Origin of the sequence: Aequorivita xiaoshiensis (genome assembly GCF_022008395.1) — a bacterium.
Classification (GTDB): Bacteria; Bacteroidota; Bacteroidia; order Flavobacteriales; family Flavobacteriaceae; genus Aequorivita; species Aequorivita xiaoshiensis.
The window spans coordinates 97,468-114,093 of sequence record NZ_JAIRBB010000008.1 but is presented as its reverse complement, the minus strand read 5'-3'; the positions used below and the strand labels follow the sequence as shown (position 1 = coordinate 114,093).

Here is a 16,626-nt window from a genome sequence, read left to right as displayed (position 1 = left end):
AATTCTTAGAAGGGGAAGGGGCTGTGTGTATAAAAATAATTAAACATGTGCGGATGTTTGAGAAAAGCCCCCCACCCTGAAAGGGAGGGGTGCCCGGAGGGTGAGGTGGGTTTACTTCCTATTTTCTTTAAAATGATCCCGAATATCCTTTAAAACTGATGGCAAAAAATCAAACACCATCTTATTCTCATATCGAAGTACAATAAATCCCATGTCCTCTAAAAAAGCGTCTCGATTCCTATCATATTCTTCAGCTTTGGGGTTCATATGTACCTGACCATCGAGTTCAATAACCAAACCTTCCGAAGCACAATAAAAATCAACGATATAATTATAAATACTATGTTGTCTTCTGAATTTTCTACCTCCTAGCTGACTTCTTTGTAAATGCTTCCACAAAAAACCTTCTGCAGGCGTAGCATTACTACGCAACTTACGCCTAAAAGTTTTCAACTCAGGTTTATCATGAATCTTCTTTTTTCTCATAACCCTCTTTTTCAATACTTTAAAATTAGTAAAATAACGTGTAAAATCTATAAACTATCCAGCCTTTACCCCTTCCGTCTTTTTACACAAAAGTAAAAAGACACCTTCCCCTAATAGAAAACTAGAACATTTCATTAAAAATTCTTAGAAGGGGAAGGAGCTGTGTGTATAAAAATAATTATACATGTACGGATGTTTGAGAAAAACTCATCACCTGCAAGGAAAAGCTTATTCTAAATTTGTTTCGGGATTTGCCACGACGGGCGAGGAAGGATCTGTAAAAAGTTCATAGATAAGTTCTCTAATTAATTTATGCTTTTTTGCAAACCCAACAATTATCAATAACTTTAAATTCTAATCAACATAAAATACCATATGAAAAAAAGACTAGTACTATTATCAACGCTATTTTTAGGGTTGGTTTCAACATCTATTGCGCAACAGCAAGGGAAAAAAGCATCTTTAAATGAAGATGGGACGATTTCGGTAGAAACAGTTATACTTCCAGAAAAACACAACAATACTGAACAAACTCAAGAATTTGATTTACTATGGCGATTTGGCCGAGCAGCTAATCCAACATTTAAAAACTCAAGAGGTGTTACTCTTGCAGACGTTGACAACGACGGGGTAGAAGAAATAATATACGGATTTTGGGACACATTATATGTCCTAAAAGGTGACGGATCGATTTTGTGGGAAAAACCTATAAGCGGTAGCATTTTACTACCTCCTACGGTAGTAGATTTAGATAATGATGGCATCGTTGAGATTATTGTAAACACAGGAGGTATTCCATATGCTGGTCGAGTTTATTTGTTAGATAATGAAGGAAACGATCTTCCTGGTTGGCCATTGAATTTTGATAATAATTGGATGATAAACGCACCTGCCGTTGCAGATCTAGATGATGATGGTACTCTAGATATTATTACGTGTGAACGTGTAAGTAGCACTTTGGGGAAAATTCACGCACTTAAAATGGACGGAACGCCAATTAACGCAAACTGGCCAGTTGAAGTTGGAGCTACTCCTGGTTTTACACCTTCAATTGGAGACGTAGACAATGATGGAAATCTTGATGTAGTAATTTCTGCTTCCTCGGGTGGGATGTACATTTTTGATAATCAAGGTCAGATATTTCTAGGTTTCCCCGTAGTAGATCCAAATGTAAAATACTCTTACCAATCTCCTATTCTAGCCGATTTAGATGAGGATGATGATTTAGAAATAATTGGTAGTAATCACGGAGACTCACCCGGCTTTTACGTTATGGAGCACGACGGGACCTATAAAGCGGGTTGGCCAATTACACTTAGCGGATGGACATATTCACCAGCAACAGTTCTTGACGTAGACAACGATGGCACATTTGAGATATTTTTATCCGATAGAATTTCAAGTGGCACCCCAGGAGAGGAATTACCAGTAATTTATGGCTTAGACCCAGACGGCGGCAACCTGCCTAATTTCCCATTTGAGAAATATGGAGGTACTGAAGGCGTACTTTCTATTGCAGATGTAAATAACGACGGTATATTAGACATTGTTTTCCCAAGCACCATGACTGATGCAGATGGTATTGGTTACATACACGCCTACGCTCTAGATGGAAGTGGTGAAGTTGATGGCTTCCCAATAAGACCAAGAGGATTTACTTTTCTAAACGGAGTTGTTCTAGGAGATGTTGACAATGATGGACAACTAGATTTAACTGCGAACAGTTATACACAAACTTTTGGAAGTGGGGTAGATTCAACTTTTGTGAGTGTTTATAATTTAAATGTACCGTACAATCCTGAAAGTATAAAAAGGAATGGTTACAAGGGAAGTAATACTCGTGATGGATTAGTAAAGTTAGATAACACTGCTGGAATCTCTACTTTTAATTCTGTTTCACAAATTTCAGTTTTTCCTAATCCTTCGGATGGGACTTTAAGTTTTACAATTCCCACTGCAATTCAGAATGCTGAAGTAAATGTTTACAGCATGGACGGAAAAATGGTTTTCTCTAAAAAAGGAAGTTTAGAAAAAACTTCAACATACAATTTGAAACACCTTAATAACGGCTTGTACTTCGTTAAAATTTCTGATGGTAAAAGCACTTCTACTGCTAAGTGGATGAAGAAATAATCAATTAAATTACACTTATAAAAACAAGTCCCTTTTCAGCTAATGAAAAGGGACTTGTTCTATTTGTATAAATAATTTAATGTTTCAAAATTACTCTATAACGTTCTTAGAATAGCCACGCCATTTCTCTAGACACAAATTCATATCTTCAGGAATAGGAGTCTCAAAACGCATAAATTCTTCAGTAACTGGGTGTACAAATCCTAGTGTTCGTGCATGTAAGGCTTGACGTGGTAGAATTTTAAAACAGTTATCTACAAATTGCTTGTATTTAGAAAATGTAGTACCCTTTAAGATTTTCTCACCTCCATAACGTTCATCATTAAAAAGTGTGTGCCCAATGTACTTCATATGCACTCTTATTTGGTGTGTACGTCCCGTTTCTAATCTACAAGAGACCAAAGTAACATAACCTAAACGTTCTAATACTTTATAATGAGTAACAGCTGGTTTTCCTTTTTCTTCGTCGTCATTTTCGTACACTGTATTTTGCAAACGGTTTTTAGGGTGACGTCCTATATTTCCCTCTATAGTTCCTTCGTTTTCTTCAACATTACCCCAAACCAGAGCAACATATTCCCGCTCTGTGGTTTTATCAAAAAACTGCTTTGCAAGATGCGTCATAGCTTCCTCAGTTTTCGCAACAACTAAAAGCCCGCTAGTATCCTTATCTATTCTGTGTACTAAACCAGGGCGATTACTACTGTTGTTTGGCAGGTTTTCAAAATGATAAGTAAGCGCATTTATTAGCGTTCCGCTGTAATTCCCATGTCCCGGATGTACTACCATTCCTGCTTCTTTGTTAACTACAAGTACAGCATCATCTTCATAAACTATATCGATGGGAATATCTTCGGGGACTAATAAAAACTCGTAAGGAGGATGTTCAAATAATACAGTAACTATATCGCCTCCTTTTACTTTGTAATTAGATTTCACAGGAACATCGTTAACATAAATGTTTCCTGCAGTTGCAGCTTTTTGTATTTTGTTTCGAGTCGCCTTTTCAATAAGGTTCATCAAGTATTTATCTACCCTTAATGGATTTTGTCCTTTATCTGCTTTAAATCGGTAATGTTCATAAAGATCATCATTACCTGCATTTTCTTGTATTCCTTCTTCGTTAAAATTCGCCATTGTTTTCTTCTATATTTTCTATTGGCGTATCTTGATTTTCTTCAGAAGATTCTTCGCCTTCAATCTGGATTTTATTTAATGATTGATCTCCGACTATTAAATCTATCACAGATGTTTTTTGAATTTTAGTACCGGGCTCTAATTGCTCACCGTTAAAACGCATTTCCAATACGTTATCACTAATATGTGGACGATAGCTTATCTTACCAATTTCAAAACCCATTGCTAAGAGTGTAGGTTCCGCTTGACGACGGGTTCTTCCTAAGATGTTTGGAACTTCAATTTGTCTATATCCTGAGGGATTAAGTGTTAAATATAATTTCCTGTTTTCTTTTACAAATTTACCAGGCTTAGGAATTTGCTCAATTACAGAATACCTCGGAAAATCGGGGTTGTAATTTGCAGAGTCTAGAATTTCGTAACGCAAACTCATTTCGTCTAACTTTTCCTCAACCTTATCTAAAGACATTTTAGCAAGATTTGGAACTTCGGTAGTTTCGTTGTGGTTAGTGGTGAATTTCAACCACCATAAAGTTAAGAATATCAAGGCTATTAAAACCACTACTGCTAGTAGTAACTGCTTGACAAATGCTTTGGTAAACAAAAACTGAAAAAAGTTCATATGCTTCTTAGTTAGGACACAAAAATATAAAAATCAAAGGTAGTATCTTTTGGTTAAAATTAAATTTAATTGGAAAATGAAATCAAAATCAATTTATAATAGCTTTTTATAGATATAACTTGATTCGCATAACATACAAGCCTAACTTTTTAATACTTTTGTAAACGTAGATTTCCACCCTTTATGATAGTGGTTTTAGTGGAATAGTAATCTTTCTTTATGGGCAAAAATAATATTGCGGTTGCCATGGGCGGATATTCAAGCGAATTTGAAATATCCATTAAAAGTGGCGGGGTGGTTTGCGAGTCACTCGATAAAAGTAAATACAACATTTATCCAATCCATATTTTGGAATCAGGATGGTATTATGTTGCTAAAAATGGCACAAAATATCCTGTAAATAAAGCTGATTTCAGCTTTGAAAATGGTTCAGAAACTCCAGTTATTCCTGATGTTGTTTTTAACACCATACACGGCACCCCTGGAGAAGATGGGTATTTACAAGCATATTGGGACTTACTTGGAATTCCACATACGAGTGCAGATTATTATCAAGCCGCTCTTAGTTTCAACAAGCGTGACTGTCTTTCTGTTTTAAAAAATTTTGGAGTACTTTGTGCTAACTCATACTACGTTAATAAAGGAACAGAAATTAACGTAGAAGAAATTGTTAGAATTACCGGCCTACCTTGTTTCGTAAAACCGAACCGTTCTGGCTCTAGCTTCGGAATTAGTAAAGTAAACGAAATGTCCGGAATTTTACCTGCTATTGAAAAGGCATTTTCAGAAGACACTGAGGTAATCATCGAAACCGCCTTAGTTGGCGTTGAAGTTTCGGTTGGGGTTTATAATGATGGTAATGAAATAATTGCGCTCCCAGTCACTGAAATTGTAAGTGAAAATGAGTTTTTCGACTTTGAAGCCAAGTATCTCGGCCAATCGCAAGAAATCACCCCAGCTAGAATTTCAGATAAGGAAACTGATTTAGTAAAAAAAGAAGCTGTTCGCATTTACAAATTGCTTAAAATGAAAGGTATTGCGCGTAGTGAGTTTATTATAGAAAAAGAGAAACCCTATTTTATAGAAACCAATACCAATCCAGGGCTATCCACCGAAAGTATTGTTCCTAAACAAGTACGTGAGGCAGGAATGACATTAACACAATTTTTCGATATATTAATTCAGAATGTAATAAATTGATGGATTTTAACTAATGTAATTGGATAACCGACTTTTCTTTTACAGTATAAGAATTCAGCCAAACCTATAAACAATGAAATACTACCTCATAGCAGGCGAAGCATCAGGAGATTTACACGGTGCTAACTTAATGAAAGCCATTCAAAAGGAGGATTCCGATGCGAATTTCCGTTTTTGGGGTGGGGATTTAATGAAGGCTACTGGGGGGACCGAAGTAAAACACTATCGCGACCTTGCTTTTATGGGGTTTACTGAAGTGTTAATGAATTTGCGAACTATTCTGAAGAATATAAAATTCTGCAAACAGGATATTGAAAGTTTTAATCCTGATGTTATAATTTTTATTGATTATCCTGGTTTTAATCTGCGCATAGCAAAATGGGCCAGGCAAAAAGGCTACAATACACATTACTACATTTCACCACAAATTTGGGCTTGGAAAGAAGGGCGAATTAAAGACATTAAACGCGATGTTGATGAAATGTATGTAATTCTTCCTTTTGAAAAAGATTTCTACGAAAACAAACACAATTTTCCAGTTCATTTTGTAGGTCATCCTCTTATTGATGCAATTTACAATCAAAAACAAATTGACCCACAAGTTTTTAAAAAAGAAAATAAACTTGATGAACGTCCTATAATTGCGCTATTACCGGGAAGCAGAAAGCAAGAAATCACCAAGATGCTGGAAATAATGATTTCTGTGGCTAAAGAATTTAAAGAGTATCAATTTGTTATTGCAGGAGCTCCAAGTCAGGAAAAATCGTTTTATGAATCGTTCTTAACCACTAAGAATGTTCATTTTATCACCAACAAAACCTACGAACTTTTAAGTATTGCAAATGCAGCCTTAGTAACCTCTGGAACAGCAACATTAGAGACAGCACTATTTAAAGTACCTCAGGTAGTGTGCTATAAAGGTGGAAGAATTTCCTACGAAATTGCAAAGCGTGTTATAAACCTTAAATACATTTCGCTAGTAAACCTAATTCTAGACCGAGAAGTGGTTACAGAATTAATTCAAACTGATTTTAACACAAAACGTTTAAAAGAAGAACTCACTAAAATATTAGAGCCAAAAAATCGAAATGCGATGTTCCTGGACTATTATGAACTTGAAAAAACTCTTGGTGGGAGAGGTGCTAGTGAAAACACTGCCAAACTAATTACCTCTTCTATAAAGGTTAAGTAGAATTTTTTACTAATTTTAAGGGCTAACCCACTATATTCTTGAAATGAAAAAAATACTATTGCTATCATTTTTTACAATGTTTTTAGTGTCATGTGGTACTACACGAAATACTTCTAACTACCCGGTTACTGAAAAAAGTAATATTAAGTTGAACAAGAAGTCCATAAAAAACACAACAGTTCAAAAAAACAACACATTAAGTATTGAGGAACCAGAAGAAGAAACGTTTCCTGATAGTGCTGATGATAAATTAGAAGCCATTAAGCATAAAATTATTAGCTACGCCAAAACTTTTGAAGGAACGCGCTATAAGTTTGGAGGTACTACCGAAGCTGGAATGGATTGCTCAGGATTGGTATGTGTAGCTTTTGAAAAAGAAAATATCAGCTTGCCAAGGATTTCACGAGATATGGCTACCAAAGGCATTCCTGTTACAAAGGATGAAGTTGAAGAAGGAGATTTAGTATTTTTTAAAACCAGCCGTAGAAACACAATTAATCACGTAGGAATAATAGTTGAAGCAATAGATGGAGAAATAAAATTCATCCATTCTTCAACAAGCGCAGGAGTTATAATATCCTCATTAAATGAAGCTTATTGGAAAAAGGCATTTGTTTCGTTTAGGAGAGTGTTAGAAATTTAAAAAAATCATCGCCTTTACTTTTAGGTAAAAACAATTAAAAATTATTTTTACCCAAAAAAAATCACAGAAATAAATGGACATTGAGCAAATATTTAAAAATAACCAAAATTGGGTTAACAAAAAACTGGGAGTAGATCCAGATTATTTCAAGAACTTAGCCAATGGCCAAAATCCTGATATTCTTTATATAGGTTGTAGCGATAGTAGGGTTACTGCCGAAGAGGTTATGGGTGTGAAACCCGGAGATGTTTTTGTTATGCGAAACATTTCCAACATGGTATCTAACCTAGACTTAAGCGCAATGAGTGTAATTGATTACGCTGTAAGTGTTTTAGAAGTAAAAAACATTGTTATTTGTGGTCATTATGGCTGTGGAGGTGTAAAAGCTGCAATGGAGTCTAAGGACTTAGGAATATTAAACCCTTGGCTTAGAAACATTAGAGATGTTTACCGCATCCATCGCGACGAGCTTAATGCTATTAGTTGTGAAGAAGAAAAATACAGACGCCTTGTAGAACTAAATGTTCAAGAACAATGCGTAAACGTTATTAAAACAGCCGATGTGCAAATTGCTGTTCGTCAAGGAAGATTATCTGTTCACGGATGGGTAATGGATATTGGAACAGGAAAACTTATAGATCTGAATATAGATTTCGAAAAAGTTCTAGAAGGAATTATGGAAATTTACCATCTAGATAAGGACGATATAAAATAAAAAAGAAAGCCGCTTCAACAGAATGAAGCGGTTTTTTTTACACCTTCTCTATTATATAGATAGAAGTATTTATTAATTATTTCAACATTACATTCTTTCCGGCACTTGAATTCCTAAGAGTGCAAACGCACTTTTTATAACTTCTCCAACTGCTGCAGAAATCTTTACACGGAAAGCTTTTTCAACTTCATTGTCTGTTGCTAAAATTGGCACATTTTGGTAAAAACTATTAAACTCCTTCACTAAGTCGTAGGTGTAGTTTGCAATTAGTGCTGGGCTATAGTTTTGTGCTGCCAACTGAATTGCTTCAGGATATTGCTTAATAATTTTTATCAGCTCTTTTTCTTTTGGATGCATTGTCACCTCGGTAGAGTCTACATTTTGTGACATAGAGGCCGCCTTGCGTAAAATAGACTGAATTCTAGCGTAAGTATATTGAATAAATGGACCTGTATTTCCTTGAAAGTCTACACTTTCCTCTGGATTGAATAAAATTCTTTTTTTCGGGTCAACTTTTAGAATGTAATATTTTAAAGCTCCCAGACCAATAGTTCTGTATAACGCCTCTTTTTCTTCATCAGAAAACTCGTCGATTTTCCCTAATTCTTCTGAAATCTCACGAGCCGTGGCCGTCATTTGAGCAATTAAATCATCCGCATCAACCACGGTTCCTTCTCTACTTTTCATTTTACCCGATGGAAGATCCACCATACCGTAACTTAGGTGAAATAGGTTTTCAGCCCATTTATAACCAAGTTTTTTAAGGATTAAAAACAAGACTTTAAAATGATAGTCTTGCTCATTTCCTACGGTGTAAATCATCCCACCAACATCTTGATGATCTTTTACACGTTGTACTGCTGTTCCTAAATCCTGCGTCATATACACGGCAGTACCGTCACTTCTTAAAACAAGCTTTTCGTCAAGGCCATCTTCTGTTAAATCACACCAAACAGAGCCGTCATCTTTCTTAAAGAAAACGCCCTTTTTAAGACCTTCATCTATAATATCTTTCCCTAATAAATACGTATCACTTTCGTAGTAATAAAAATCGAAATCTACACCAATAGATTTATAAGTTTCCTCAAAACCATCGTAAACCCAACCATTCATTTTGCTCCATAAATCCACGGTCTCCTTATCACCTGCTTCCCATTTTCTAAGCATATTTTGTGCTTCTAGCATAAGTGGGGCTTGTGCTTTAGCTTCATCTTCGGTTTTACCTTCTGCTTTTAAAGCTTCAATTTCCTTCTTGTATTCTTGATCGAATTTTACATAGTAGTTACCAACTAACTTATCGCCTTTTAGATTGGTAGACTCTGGAGTTTCACCGTTTCCAAACTTCTCCCAAGCGAGCATACTTTTACAAATATGAATCCCACGATCGTTGATAATTTGAGTTTTATATACTTTTTTTCCTGCAGCCTTTTCAATTTCAGAAACTGAATATCCAAGAAGAACATTTCGAACATGCCCTAAGTGCAAAGGCTTGTTTGTGTTTGGTGAAGAATATTCAACCATCAAAGCTTCACTTCCTTGCGGCACTTTCCCGTAGGTTGAAAAATCGGTTACTGAATTAAAGAAATTTAGATAATACGAATCACTTAAAACAATATTCAAGAATCCTTGAACAACATTGAACTTTTCAATTTCTTCAACATTTTCAACCAAATATTTACCGATAGATTCACCAATTTGTACAGGATTACCTTTAACCACCCGAAGCATAGGAAATACAACTGCGGTAATATCGCCTTCAAAGTCTTTACGTGTTGGCTGTAATTCTACCGATGGAAGTTCAGCATCATAAATGCTTTTAACTGCTTCTTTAATTTTAATTTCAAGGGTTTCTTGGAGTGTCATAACATCGAATATAAAGTGGAAAACTCTTTCGCTAATGCCTTAGAGTTAATCGGCAAAGATACTTTTTTGAAACCTTAAATCCGAATTGATATTTCTGAAATTTTTAAACCTATCACTTAACCTTTATTTAAACTTCTGGTAAAGTTTAAATCGAGAAGCCGTGCGTCCTTTGCAGAAAAAACTATGGACATTTTTTTATACGTATTTGCAGCACTTTTCTCGGTTACAAATCCATTGGGCACTGTTCCCATATTTGTTGGCTTAACTACCGAAGAGACAAATCGAGAACGCAATCAAACCGCATTTTTAACTTCCCTTAATGTAGTTGTAATTTTAATAATATCATTTTTTGCAGGCACCTATTTACTAGACTTTTTCGGAATAAGTTTAAACGCTTTGCGAATTGCTGGCGGCATGATAATAGTTACCTCTGGATTTGCCTTATTAACAGGGAGTTTTTCAAAACACAAAGGAATGAAAAACAAGCGCGTTAAAAAAGATTTAGACAAGCGTGAAAAATTCTCACTTACACCTCTAGCAATACCAATGCTTGCAGGTCCTGGATCAATTTCCTTATTAATTTCTTTCAATCAAGAATACCAAAATTGGAGTGAAATAGCATTTGTTATGCTCGCAGTAATAGCCGTTGGAATCGCCACGCTTCTAATTTTAAGAAGCTCGCACTATATAAGTAAAGTATTAGGAGCATCAGGAATTAATGCTATCTCTAGAATAGTAGGATTTATTGTAATTTCAATTGGTGTAGAATATATCAGTTCTGCAGTTATTTCAACTTTGAAAACTATATACAACTAAAATCTAATTTCTATTCTTCAACAGTGCTCCGCCTACAAGTGCTAATACACCTATACCTATCATCCCTAAAGTTTGATTAGACAAACCCTCTTTTGCATTAACTTCCAAAGGACCTAGTTCTAGAACAGATTGAGGAACAAATGCATTGTAAAGACCAATAATTATTAGAGCTACTCCAATAACAAGAAGGGCAACTTTTAAAATTTTCATAGAAAGATATTTGTTTGGTTGAATTTTTAAAGATAGGATATTACTTATAAATGGCTAATATGTTAACTACAAATTAGCATAGCTTTAATTATTTTCAATTACTTTTATATAAAACTAGAACCTTTGAAAATACTACTAACTGGAGCCAATGGATATATTGGGATGCGATTACTACCCGAACTTCTACAAAACGGTCACGAAGTAATTTGCGCCGTCCGAGATAAAAACAGACTTCCTTTAGATCCTGAAACCACGAAAAAAGTATCAGTTGTTGAAGTAGATTTTGCTAAAGAGGTAAACACAGACAATTTTCCAAAAGATATTGATGCTGCGTACTATTTAATTCATTCAATGAGTAGCTCTACTACCGATTTTGACGAGATGGAAGCGCGGTCGGCAATTAACTTTAATAAATATATGGCTACTACTTCTGTAAAGCAGGTGATATATTTAAGTGGAATTGTAAATCAAGAAGAATTATCTAAACATCTCTCTTCAAGAAAAAAAGTAGAAGAAATACTTTACAAGGGAAATTATAATTTAACGGTATTACGTGCAGGAATAGTGGTTGGTAGCGGCAGCTCTTCTTTTGAAATTATAAGAGATTTATGCGAAAAGCTACCTATAATGATCGCACCAAAATGGTTAAAAACAAGAATACAACCTATTGCAATTCGCGATGTGATCAATTTTTTATACGGGGTTTTAGATAATGATAGATGTTTCAATCAATCTTTTGATATTGGAGGACCAGACATTTTAACGTACAAAGAAATGCTGATGAAATATTCCAAGATTCGAGGTTTAAAACTTTGGATTATTCCAGTTCCCATAATGTCTCCAAGACTCTCTTCTTATTGGTTGTATTTTGTAACCTCAACTTCATATAAGTTGGCCGTAAACTTAGTAGATAGCATGAAGATGGAAGTTGTTGCTAAAAACAATAATTTACAAGAAATTTTAAACATTCAGCCGATAACTTATGAAGAAGCAATTAAAAAAGCTTTTGAAAAAATCGAACAGAATCTTGTTGTATCGAGCTGGAAAGACTCTTTAGTCGCTGGAAGAATCACAAATTTGAAACAATATATTCAGGTTCCAAAATACGGGTGTTTAAAAGATGAAAAAGTGGTGGAAGTAGAAAACCCCGAAATGGTTTTGGAAAACATTTGGGCCATCGGCGGAGAAAATGGCTGGTATTACGGAAATTACCTTTGGAAAATACGCGGTTTCGCAGATCGATTACTTGGTGGTGTAGGGTTACGCCGAGGTCGTACCGATCCAAAAAAGATTAACACGGGAGATGCTTTAGATTTTTGGCGTGTACTATATGCCGATAAAGAAAACAAAAGATTACTTCTATTTGCTGAAATGAAACTACCTGGTGAAGCTTGGTTAGAGTTTTGCATCAACGAAAAAAATGAGCTTATACAAACAGCAACCTTTAGATCCAAAGGTATTTGGGGAAGGTTATATTGGTATGCAATGCTTCCGTTCCACTATTTTATTTTTGATGGAATGATTCGCAATATCAGTAAAACTCAGCCAAAAGCCTAGCTTATTCTTTTGGAAGAAAAACTTCAGCCATCATACAGCGGGCACTTCCACCTCCACAAGTTTCAATGGTTGTAAGGTCGCTACTTAAAATCTCACAGTGCTTTTCAATTTCTGAAATTTGTTCGTTGGTCAAGCTTTCATGCGCCGCAGTACTCATTACTAAGTATTTTTTATCCTTTCCTTGAACCTGCAGCATATTTCCTGCGAAATGATGCATCTGTTCTTCAGTAATAGCAATTACTTTTTTACCATCCTGTTTTAAGTGAAAAAGCACATTTTTCTTTTCTTTCGCATCGTCTATTGTATCAAGACAAATAACACAAAAATCCTCGGCTAAACACATCATTACATTTGTGTGATAAATAGGTAGTCGTTTAGCATCCACAGTTTGATTTGCTGTAAAAATTACTGGTGTGTATTCAAAATCTTCACAAAACTCAATCAACAACTCCTCGTGAGCACGTGGAGAAAGAGCACAATATGCTTTCTTATTTACACGATCAAGCAATAAATTACCTGTTCCCTCAAGAAAAACACCTTCATCTTCTGCAGAGGTATAATCGTAGATATTATTAATTACAAATCCTTCTTTTTCTAGGCGCTCCAAAATCTCTTCTCGTCTTTCACGACGTCTATTTTCAGCAAACATAGGGTACAAACCTATATCTCCATTTTGGTGAAAACTTATCCAATTGTTTGGAAAGATAGAATCTGGAGTATCCATTTCTTTAATATCATTTTCCACAATTACCCGAACACCTACTGCACGTAATTTCTCTACAAATGCATCAAATTCCAATTGAGCATTTGCATTAATTTCAGCATTTTTTAGTGCTAGATCCTCCTGAAAAAAATTATTAACCGCCGTTTCTTCGTTCATCCTAAACGCTACTGGGCGAATCATTAAGATTGTATCTGTAATTTGTTTTGCCAATTTAATAAATTTTAGGCTGCAAATTTAAATGAAATTAAACAGATAAAAAACGGTTTTAAGTATGTAAATTAATTAATAAAACTGAGAAATAAATTTACTTTATATAGTAAATTAAGCTGAAGCAATAAGCCTTTGTAAATGGATGGTAAACAAATATTTAAGCATATAAAAACTCTGAATCATTAAAAGGATCACTGTCATATTCTTGAAGAAAAAGTTCATACCTATGGTTCTGTAGATGGCCCTTTTTAAGACATCCTAATAATGTTTCTTCTAAATCGGTATATGAAAACTTATCTGCTAAGGCAGTATTCATATCAAAAAGCCGAACCGGATCGGTGGTAAGTGGCTTAGCGTTAGACGTAAAAATCTGTTTCGCTTCGTAATCTATTTTTATATTTACCGCCTCAAATGAAAATTTTAAAAATTCTTTGTGGAAGTTTTGAAATCTCTCATTTGGCATAATTTCAAACTTACAACTCTTCCCAATTAAAGCTTTTATTTCATTCAAAATTAGCTCCTCATCTCTCTCCATAAATACTGTATTTTTAATCAATACAATGAAGATACGAAGGTTTCGCAAAAAGATATATGCTTAAATAGCAATTTGGCGTCAATTTAACACCAAGACATTCAGTTAGTTAAAAAAATTATAAGTGTAATTATTTTTCAACTTCAAGTCCTTCACTTTCCCAATTAAGGAACCCTCCTTTTAAATCATAAATTTCTTCAAAACCTAATCCTTTAAGAATAGTTGATGCTTTTTCGCTTCTTCTTCCGCTTCGGCAATAAAGATAAACTGGCTCTTCGGGGTCTAAGTCTTTTATTTTGCTCGTAAAATCATCTTGTAAAACATCAATATTCACAGCATTTTCAATGTGTCCAGCTTCAAACTCTTCAGAAGTACGTACGTCTAATAATTGTACTTTATTTTTTGAAATAGCCATTTCAAATTCCTGTGGCGGAATTACACTTACCTCGTGAGCTACATTTTTGTCTTTACATGCAGTAAAAAGCAATAGCATTGTAAGCCCGAATAGGGTTATTATATTTTTCATAAGAATGTTTTTATTCAACTATTTCACCTTCCCACTCTGTGATACCACCTTTAAGATTATATGCGTTTGTTACACCTACAGAATTTAACAACATACAAGCTTGGGCGCTTCTACCTCCAGAACGGCAGTATACGTAATAATTTTTTTCAGGATCTAATTCCTTAGCTTGTTTAAGGAATTCTGCTCCGTTGTATATATCTATTTGTTTTGCATCAGGAATATGACCTTCTTCAAATTCTGCGTCCGTACGAACGTCAATTATCACTCCATTATCGTCATTTTTGAGCTGTTCAGCCCATTCTTCTTGTGTAAGATCTGCCATAGTAAAATATTTTTTTGGTAAAATTAAGCAATATGTTCTAAGGAAAACAAAATTTCAAATATTAATAAGTTGAAAGGCAATTTTTCTAAAAATCTTTCTATCTTTAAACTTTCAAATTATGAACACAATTACAATAAATATTTGGTGGTGGAAAAACTTACGGAAAACGTCGTGAGCGAAACACCTATGGTATAAATTATATACAAAAGGCTTGTCATTCACGACAAGCCTTTTTTTTTGGCCTTGGCTCAGCTAAGTCGGTAAAAAATTACAATAAATAAAAAACAAATGGTCGTTAAACAGAATTGAAACGAAGACTGATGAAATACAAGTTAAAAACATATTCAAAAAAGTTACTTTCAGACACGCTAACCCCAGTGTCTATTTACCTGCGTCTACGTGATAAATTCCCAAATAGTCTTTTACTTGAAAGCAGTGATTATCACGCCAACGACAATAGTTTTTCGTATATATGTTTCAACCCTATTGCTTCAATAAAAGTTGAAAACGAAACTATTTTTCAGCAATTTCCAGATGGAGAAAAGATTAGTATTACGATTAATCAAAACACCTCACTACCTTTAATCATCGATGAATTTGCTTCTTCTTTTACGTCAGAATCTAACGACTATAAATTCATTAATAATGGGCTTTTTGGGTATATGGCTTTTGATGCAGTTCGTTATTTTGAAGACATAAGGCTCACAAAAAAAGAAGAGAATCTTGGTATCCCCGATATTTATTACGCGGTGTATCAAAACATTATAGCCATCAATCATTTTAATAATGAAGCTTATATTTTCGCGCACACTTATAATACTGAAAACAACATTGCCGAGATTGAGCAAATTTTAAAATCGAAGAGTTTTGCCGAATATTCATTTAAAACAAGTGGCGCGCGAACCACTAATATCGGTGATGAAGATTTTAAAGCACTGGTGCAAAAGTGTAAAGACCATTGCCAACGCGGAGATGTTTTTCAAATTGTACCGAGTAAACGATTTTCGCAAAAATTTACCGGAGATGATTTTAATGTATATAGAGCTTTACGCAGTGTAAATCCATCACCATATCTTTTTTATTTTGATTATGGGAACTTCAAAATCTTTGGAAGTTCTCCAGAAGCTCAGTTGATTGTAAAGGAAAATACAGCCGAAATCCATCCAATAGCAGGAACATTTAAACGTACTGGAAACGACGAACAAGATGCTGAATTGGCAAGAAAGCTTTCCGAAGACAAAAAAGAAAATAGCGAACACGTTATGCTTGTTGATTTAGCGCGTAACGATTTAAGTCGTCACGGCTCTAACGTAAAAATCGATACCTATCGCGAAGTTCAGTTTTTCTCACACGTTATACATTTAGTAAGTAAAGTTACTGCAACAAAAAATACAAACACACCCACTATGCAGATTGTAGCAGACACATTTCCTGCAGGAACTTTAAGTGGGGCTCCAAAACACAAAGCCTTGCAGTTACTAGAAAAATATGAAAACAGAAGCCGTGAATTTTACGGAGGCGCCATAGGGTTCATGGATTTTAACGGTAACTTTAATCACGCTATTATCATCCGCTCTTTCGTGAGTAAAAATCACACCTTACATTATCAAGCTGGAGCTGGAGTTGTTTCTGAAAGTAATGAAGAAAATGAACTACAAGAGGTTTATAATAAATTAGGCGCACTAACAAAAGCATTGGAATTAGCAGAATCTATCTAACCGAAAAATGGTTCTAACCT

General features: G+C 34.8%; 17 protein-coding genes. 8 read left to right on the top strand and 9 right to left on the bottom strand.

The genetic code is table 11. The features are described 5' to 3' along the window. Positions 1–111: 111 nt before the first annotated feature. Positions 112–486 carry an endonuclease domain-containing protein gene (locus K8344_RS10285; RefSeq protein ID WP_237608603.1) on the bottom strand — a complete coding sequence of 125 codons (375 nt, stop codon included), beginning with the start codon at positions 484–486 and terminating at the stop codon, positions 112–114. 375 nt (positions 487–861) lie between these two features. Between K8344_RS10285 and K8344_RS10280 the strand changes: the two genes are divergently transcribed. Then, positions 862–2,619, top strand: coding sequence for a T9SS type A sorting domain-containing protein (locus K8344_RS10280; RefSeq protein WP_237608602.1), 1,758 nt, complete (start codon positions 862–864; stop codon positions 2,617–2,619). Between the two features lie 90 nt (positions 2,620–2,709). On the opposite strand, the gene K8344_RS10275 is transcribed toward K8344_RS10280, so the two are convergent. Next, on the bottom strand, positions 2,710–3,756 hold the full coding sequence (locus K8344_RS10275) for an RluA family pseudouridine synthase (protein WP_237608601.1): 1,047 nt from the start codon (positions 3,754–3,756) through the stop codon (positions 2,710–2,712). After that, positions 3,743–4,378: a PASTA domain-containing protein gene (locus tag K8344_RS10270; RefSeq protein ID WP_237608600.1), complete on the bottom strand. Its 636-nt coding sequence runs from the start codon at positions 4,376–4,378 to the stop codon at positions 3,743–3,745. Before K8344_RS10270 ends, K8344_RS10275 begins: the two co-directional genes overlap by 14 nt. A gap of 219 nt (positions 4,379–4,597) precedes the next feature. Between K8344_RS10270 and K8344_RS10265 the strand changes: the two genes are divergently transcribed. The 4 genes from K8344_RS10265 to K8344_RS10250 all read left to right on the top strand — a co-directional run bounded on the left by K8344_RS10265 (position 4,598) and on the right by K8344_RS10250 (position 8,128). Further along, a complete protein-coding gene (locus K8344_RS10265) occupies positions 4,598–5,578 on the top strand; it encodes a D-alanine--D-alanine ligase (RefSeq protein ID WP_237608599.1) in 981 nt (326 codons plus the stop codon). 73 nt (positions 5,579–5,651) lie between these two features. After that, positions 5,652–6,770, top strand: a complete 1,119-nt coding sequence (lpxB, locus tag K8344_RS10260; RefSeq protein WP_237608598.1) for a lipid-A-disaccharide synthase — start codon at positions 5,652–5,654, stop codon at positions 6,768–6,770. 43 nt (positions 6,771–6,813) lie between these two features. Beyond that, a complete protein-coding gene (locus K8344_RS10255; RefSeq protein WP_237608597.1) occupies positions 6,814–7,413 on the top strand; it encodes a C40 family peptidase in 600 nt (199 codons plus the stop codon). A gap of 73 nt (positions 7,414–7,486) precedes the next feature. Next, a complete protein-coding gene (locus K8344_RS10250; protein ID WP_237608596.1) occupies positions 7,487–8,128 on the top strand; it encodes a carbonic anhydrase in 642 nt (213 codons plus the stop codon). A gap of 87 nt (positions 8,129–8,215) precedes the next feature. Here the strand turns inward: K8344_RS10250 and argS are convergent, their stop codons facing one another. Next, the gene (gene argS, locus K8344_RS10245) at positions 8,216–9,991 is read right to left on the bottom strand and encodes an arginine--tRNA ligase (RefSeq protein ID WP_237608595.1); all 1,776 of its coding nucleotides are present in this window, start codon (positions 9,989–9,991) and stop codon (positions 8,216–8,218) included. 183 nt (positions 9,992–10,174) lie between these two features. On the opposite strand from argS, the gene K8344_RS10240 reads away from it, so the two are divergent. Then, positions 10,175–10,807 (top strand): MarC family NAAT transporter, encoded by a 633-nt coding sequence (locus K8344_RS10240; RefSeq protein ID WP_237608594.1) that lies wholly within the window; start codon positions 10,175–10,177, stop codon positions 10,805–10,807. 3 nt (positions 10,808–10,810) lie between these two features. Here K8344_RS10240 and K8344_RS10235 read toward each other — a convergent pair whose 3' ends face one another. Beyond that, complete coding sequence (locus K8344_RS10235; RefSeq protein WP_237608593.1) at positions 10,811–11,017, bottom strand: hypothetical protein; 207 nt, start codon at positions 11,015–11,017, stop codon at positions 10,811–10,813. Between the two features lie 123 nt (positions 11,018–11,140). On the opposite strand from K8344_RS10235, the gene K8344_RS10230 reads away from it, so the two are divergent. Continuing rightward, positions 11,141–12,574 carry an SDR family oxidoreductase gene (locus K8344_RS10230; RefSeq protein WP_237608592.1) on the top strand — a complete coding sequence of 478 codons (1,434 nt, stop codon included), beginning with the start codon at positions 11,141–11,143 and terminating at the stop codon, positions 12,572–12,574. A gap of 1 nt (position 12,575) precedes the next feature. On the opposite strand, the gene ctlX is transcribed toward K8344_RS10230, so the two are convergent. The 4 genes from ctlX to K8344_RS10210 all read right to left on the bottom strand — a co-directional run bounded on the left by ctlX (position 12,576) and on the right by K8344_RS10210 (position 14,888). Further along, positions 12,576–13,478 (bottom strand): citrulline utilization hydrolase CtlX, encoded by a 903-nt coding sequence (gene ctlX / locus K8344_RS10225; protein ID WP_237608608.1) that lies wholly within the window; start codon positions 13,476–13,478, stop codon positions 12,576–12,578. 187 nt (positions 13,479–13,665) lie between these two features. Then, entirely contained in the window at positions 13,666–14,043 is a 378-nt protein-coding gene (locus K8344_RS10220) for a hypothetical protein (protein WP_237608591.1), read from the bottom strand. 127 nt (positions 14,044–14,170) lie between these two features. After that, positions 14,171–14,566, bottom strand: a complete 396-nt coding sequence (locus K8344_RS10215) for a rhodanese-like domain-containing protein (protein ID WP_237608590.1) — start codon at positions 14,564–14,566, stop codon at positions 14,171–14,173. Positions 14,567–14,576: 10 nt separating this feature from the next. Then, positions 14,577–14,888 carry a rhodanese-like domain-containing protein gene (locus K8344_RS10210; RefSeq protein ID WP_237608589.1) on the bottom strand — a complete coding sequence of 104 codons (312 nt, stop codon included), beginning with the start codon at positions 14,886–14,888 and terminating at the stop codon, positions 14,577–14,579. 320 nt (positions 14,889–15,208) lie between these two features. Between K8344_RS10210 and K8344_RS10205 the strand changes: the two genes are divergently transcribed. Further along, positions 15,209–16,606 (top strand): anthranilate synthase component I family protein, encoded by a 1,398-nt coding sequence (locus K8344_RS10205; RefSeq protein WP_237608588.1) that lies wholly within the window; start codon positions 15,209–15,211, stop codon positions 16,604–16,606. Positions 16,607–16,626 lie beyond the last annotated feature (20 nt).

What these genes read in the sequence shown, in the direction of transcription:
- K8344_RS10210 (WP_237608589.1), bottom strand. Translation starts at nt 14,888, where the DNA reads ATGGCAGATCTTACACAAGAAGAATGGGCTGAACAGCTCAAAAATGAC.
- argS (WP_237608595.1), bottom strand. Translation starts at nt 9,991, where the DNA reads ATGACACTCCAAGAAACCCTTGAAATTAAAATTAAAGAAGCAGTTAAA.
- ctlX (WP_237608608.1), bottom strand. Translation starts at nt 13,478, where the DNA reads ATGATTCGCCCAGTAGCGTTTAGGATGAACGAAGAAACGGCGGTTAAT.
- K8344_RS10275 (WP_237608601.1), bottom strand. Translation starts at nt 3,756, where the DNA reads ATGGCGAATTTTAACGAAGAAGGAATACAAGAAAATGCAGGTAATGAT.
- K8344_RS10265 (WP_237608599.1), top strand. Translation starts at nt 4,598, where the DNA reads ATGGGCAAAAATAATATTGCGGTTGCCATGGGCGGATATTCAAGCGAA.
- K8344_RS10250 (WP_237608596.1), top strand. Translation starts at nt 7,487, where the DNA reads ATGGACATTGAGCAAATATTTAAAAATAACCAAAATTGGGTTAACAAA.
- K8344_RS10205 (WP_237608588.1), top strand. Translation starts at nt 15,209, where the DNA reads ATGAAATACAAGTTAAAAACATATTCAAAAAAGTTACTTTCAGACACG.
- K8344_RS10220 (WP_237608591.1), bottom strand. Translation starts at nt 14,043, where the DNA reads ATGGAGAGAGATGAGGAGCTAATTTTGAATGAAATAAAAGCTTTAATT.
- K8344_RS10280 (WP_237608602.1), top strand. Translation starts at nt 862, where the DNA reads ATGAAAAAAAGACTAGTACTATTATCAACGCTATTTTTAGGGTTGGTT.
- K8344_RS10255 (WP_237608597.1), top strand. Translation starts at nt 6,814, where the DNA reads ATGAAAAAAATACTATTGCTATCATTTTTTACAATGTTTTTAGTGTCA.
- K8344_RS10215 (WP_237608590.1), bottom strand. Translation starts at nt 14,566, where the DNA reads ATGAAAAATATAATAACCCTATTCGGGCTTACAATGCTATTGCTTTTT.
- K8344_RS10285 (WP_237608603.1), bottom strand. Translation starts at nt 486, where the DNA reads ATGAGAAAAAAGAAGATTCATGATAAACCTGAGTTGAAAACTTTTAGG.
- K8344_RS10270 (WP_237608600.1), bottom strand. Translation starts at nt 4,378, where the DNA reads ATGAACTTTTTTCAGTTTTTGTTTACCAAAGCATTTGTCAAGCAGTTA.
- lpxB (WP_237608598.1), top strand. Translation starts at nt 5,652, where the DNA reads ATGAAATACTACCTCATAGCAGGCGAAGCATCAGGAGATTTACACGGT.
- K8344_RS10240 (WP_237608594.1), top strand. Translation starts at nt 10,175, where the DNA reads ATGGACATTTTTTTATACGTATTTGCAGCACTTTTCTCGGTTACAAAT.
- K8344_RS10235 (WP_237608593.1), bottom strand. Translation starts at nt 11,017, where the DNA reads ATGAAAATTTTAAAAGTTGCCCTTCTTGTTATTGGAGTAGCTCTAATA.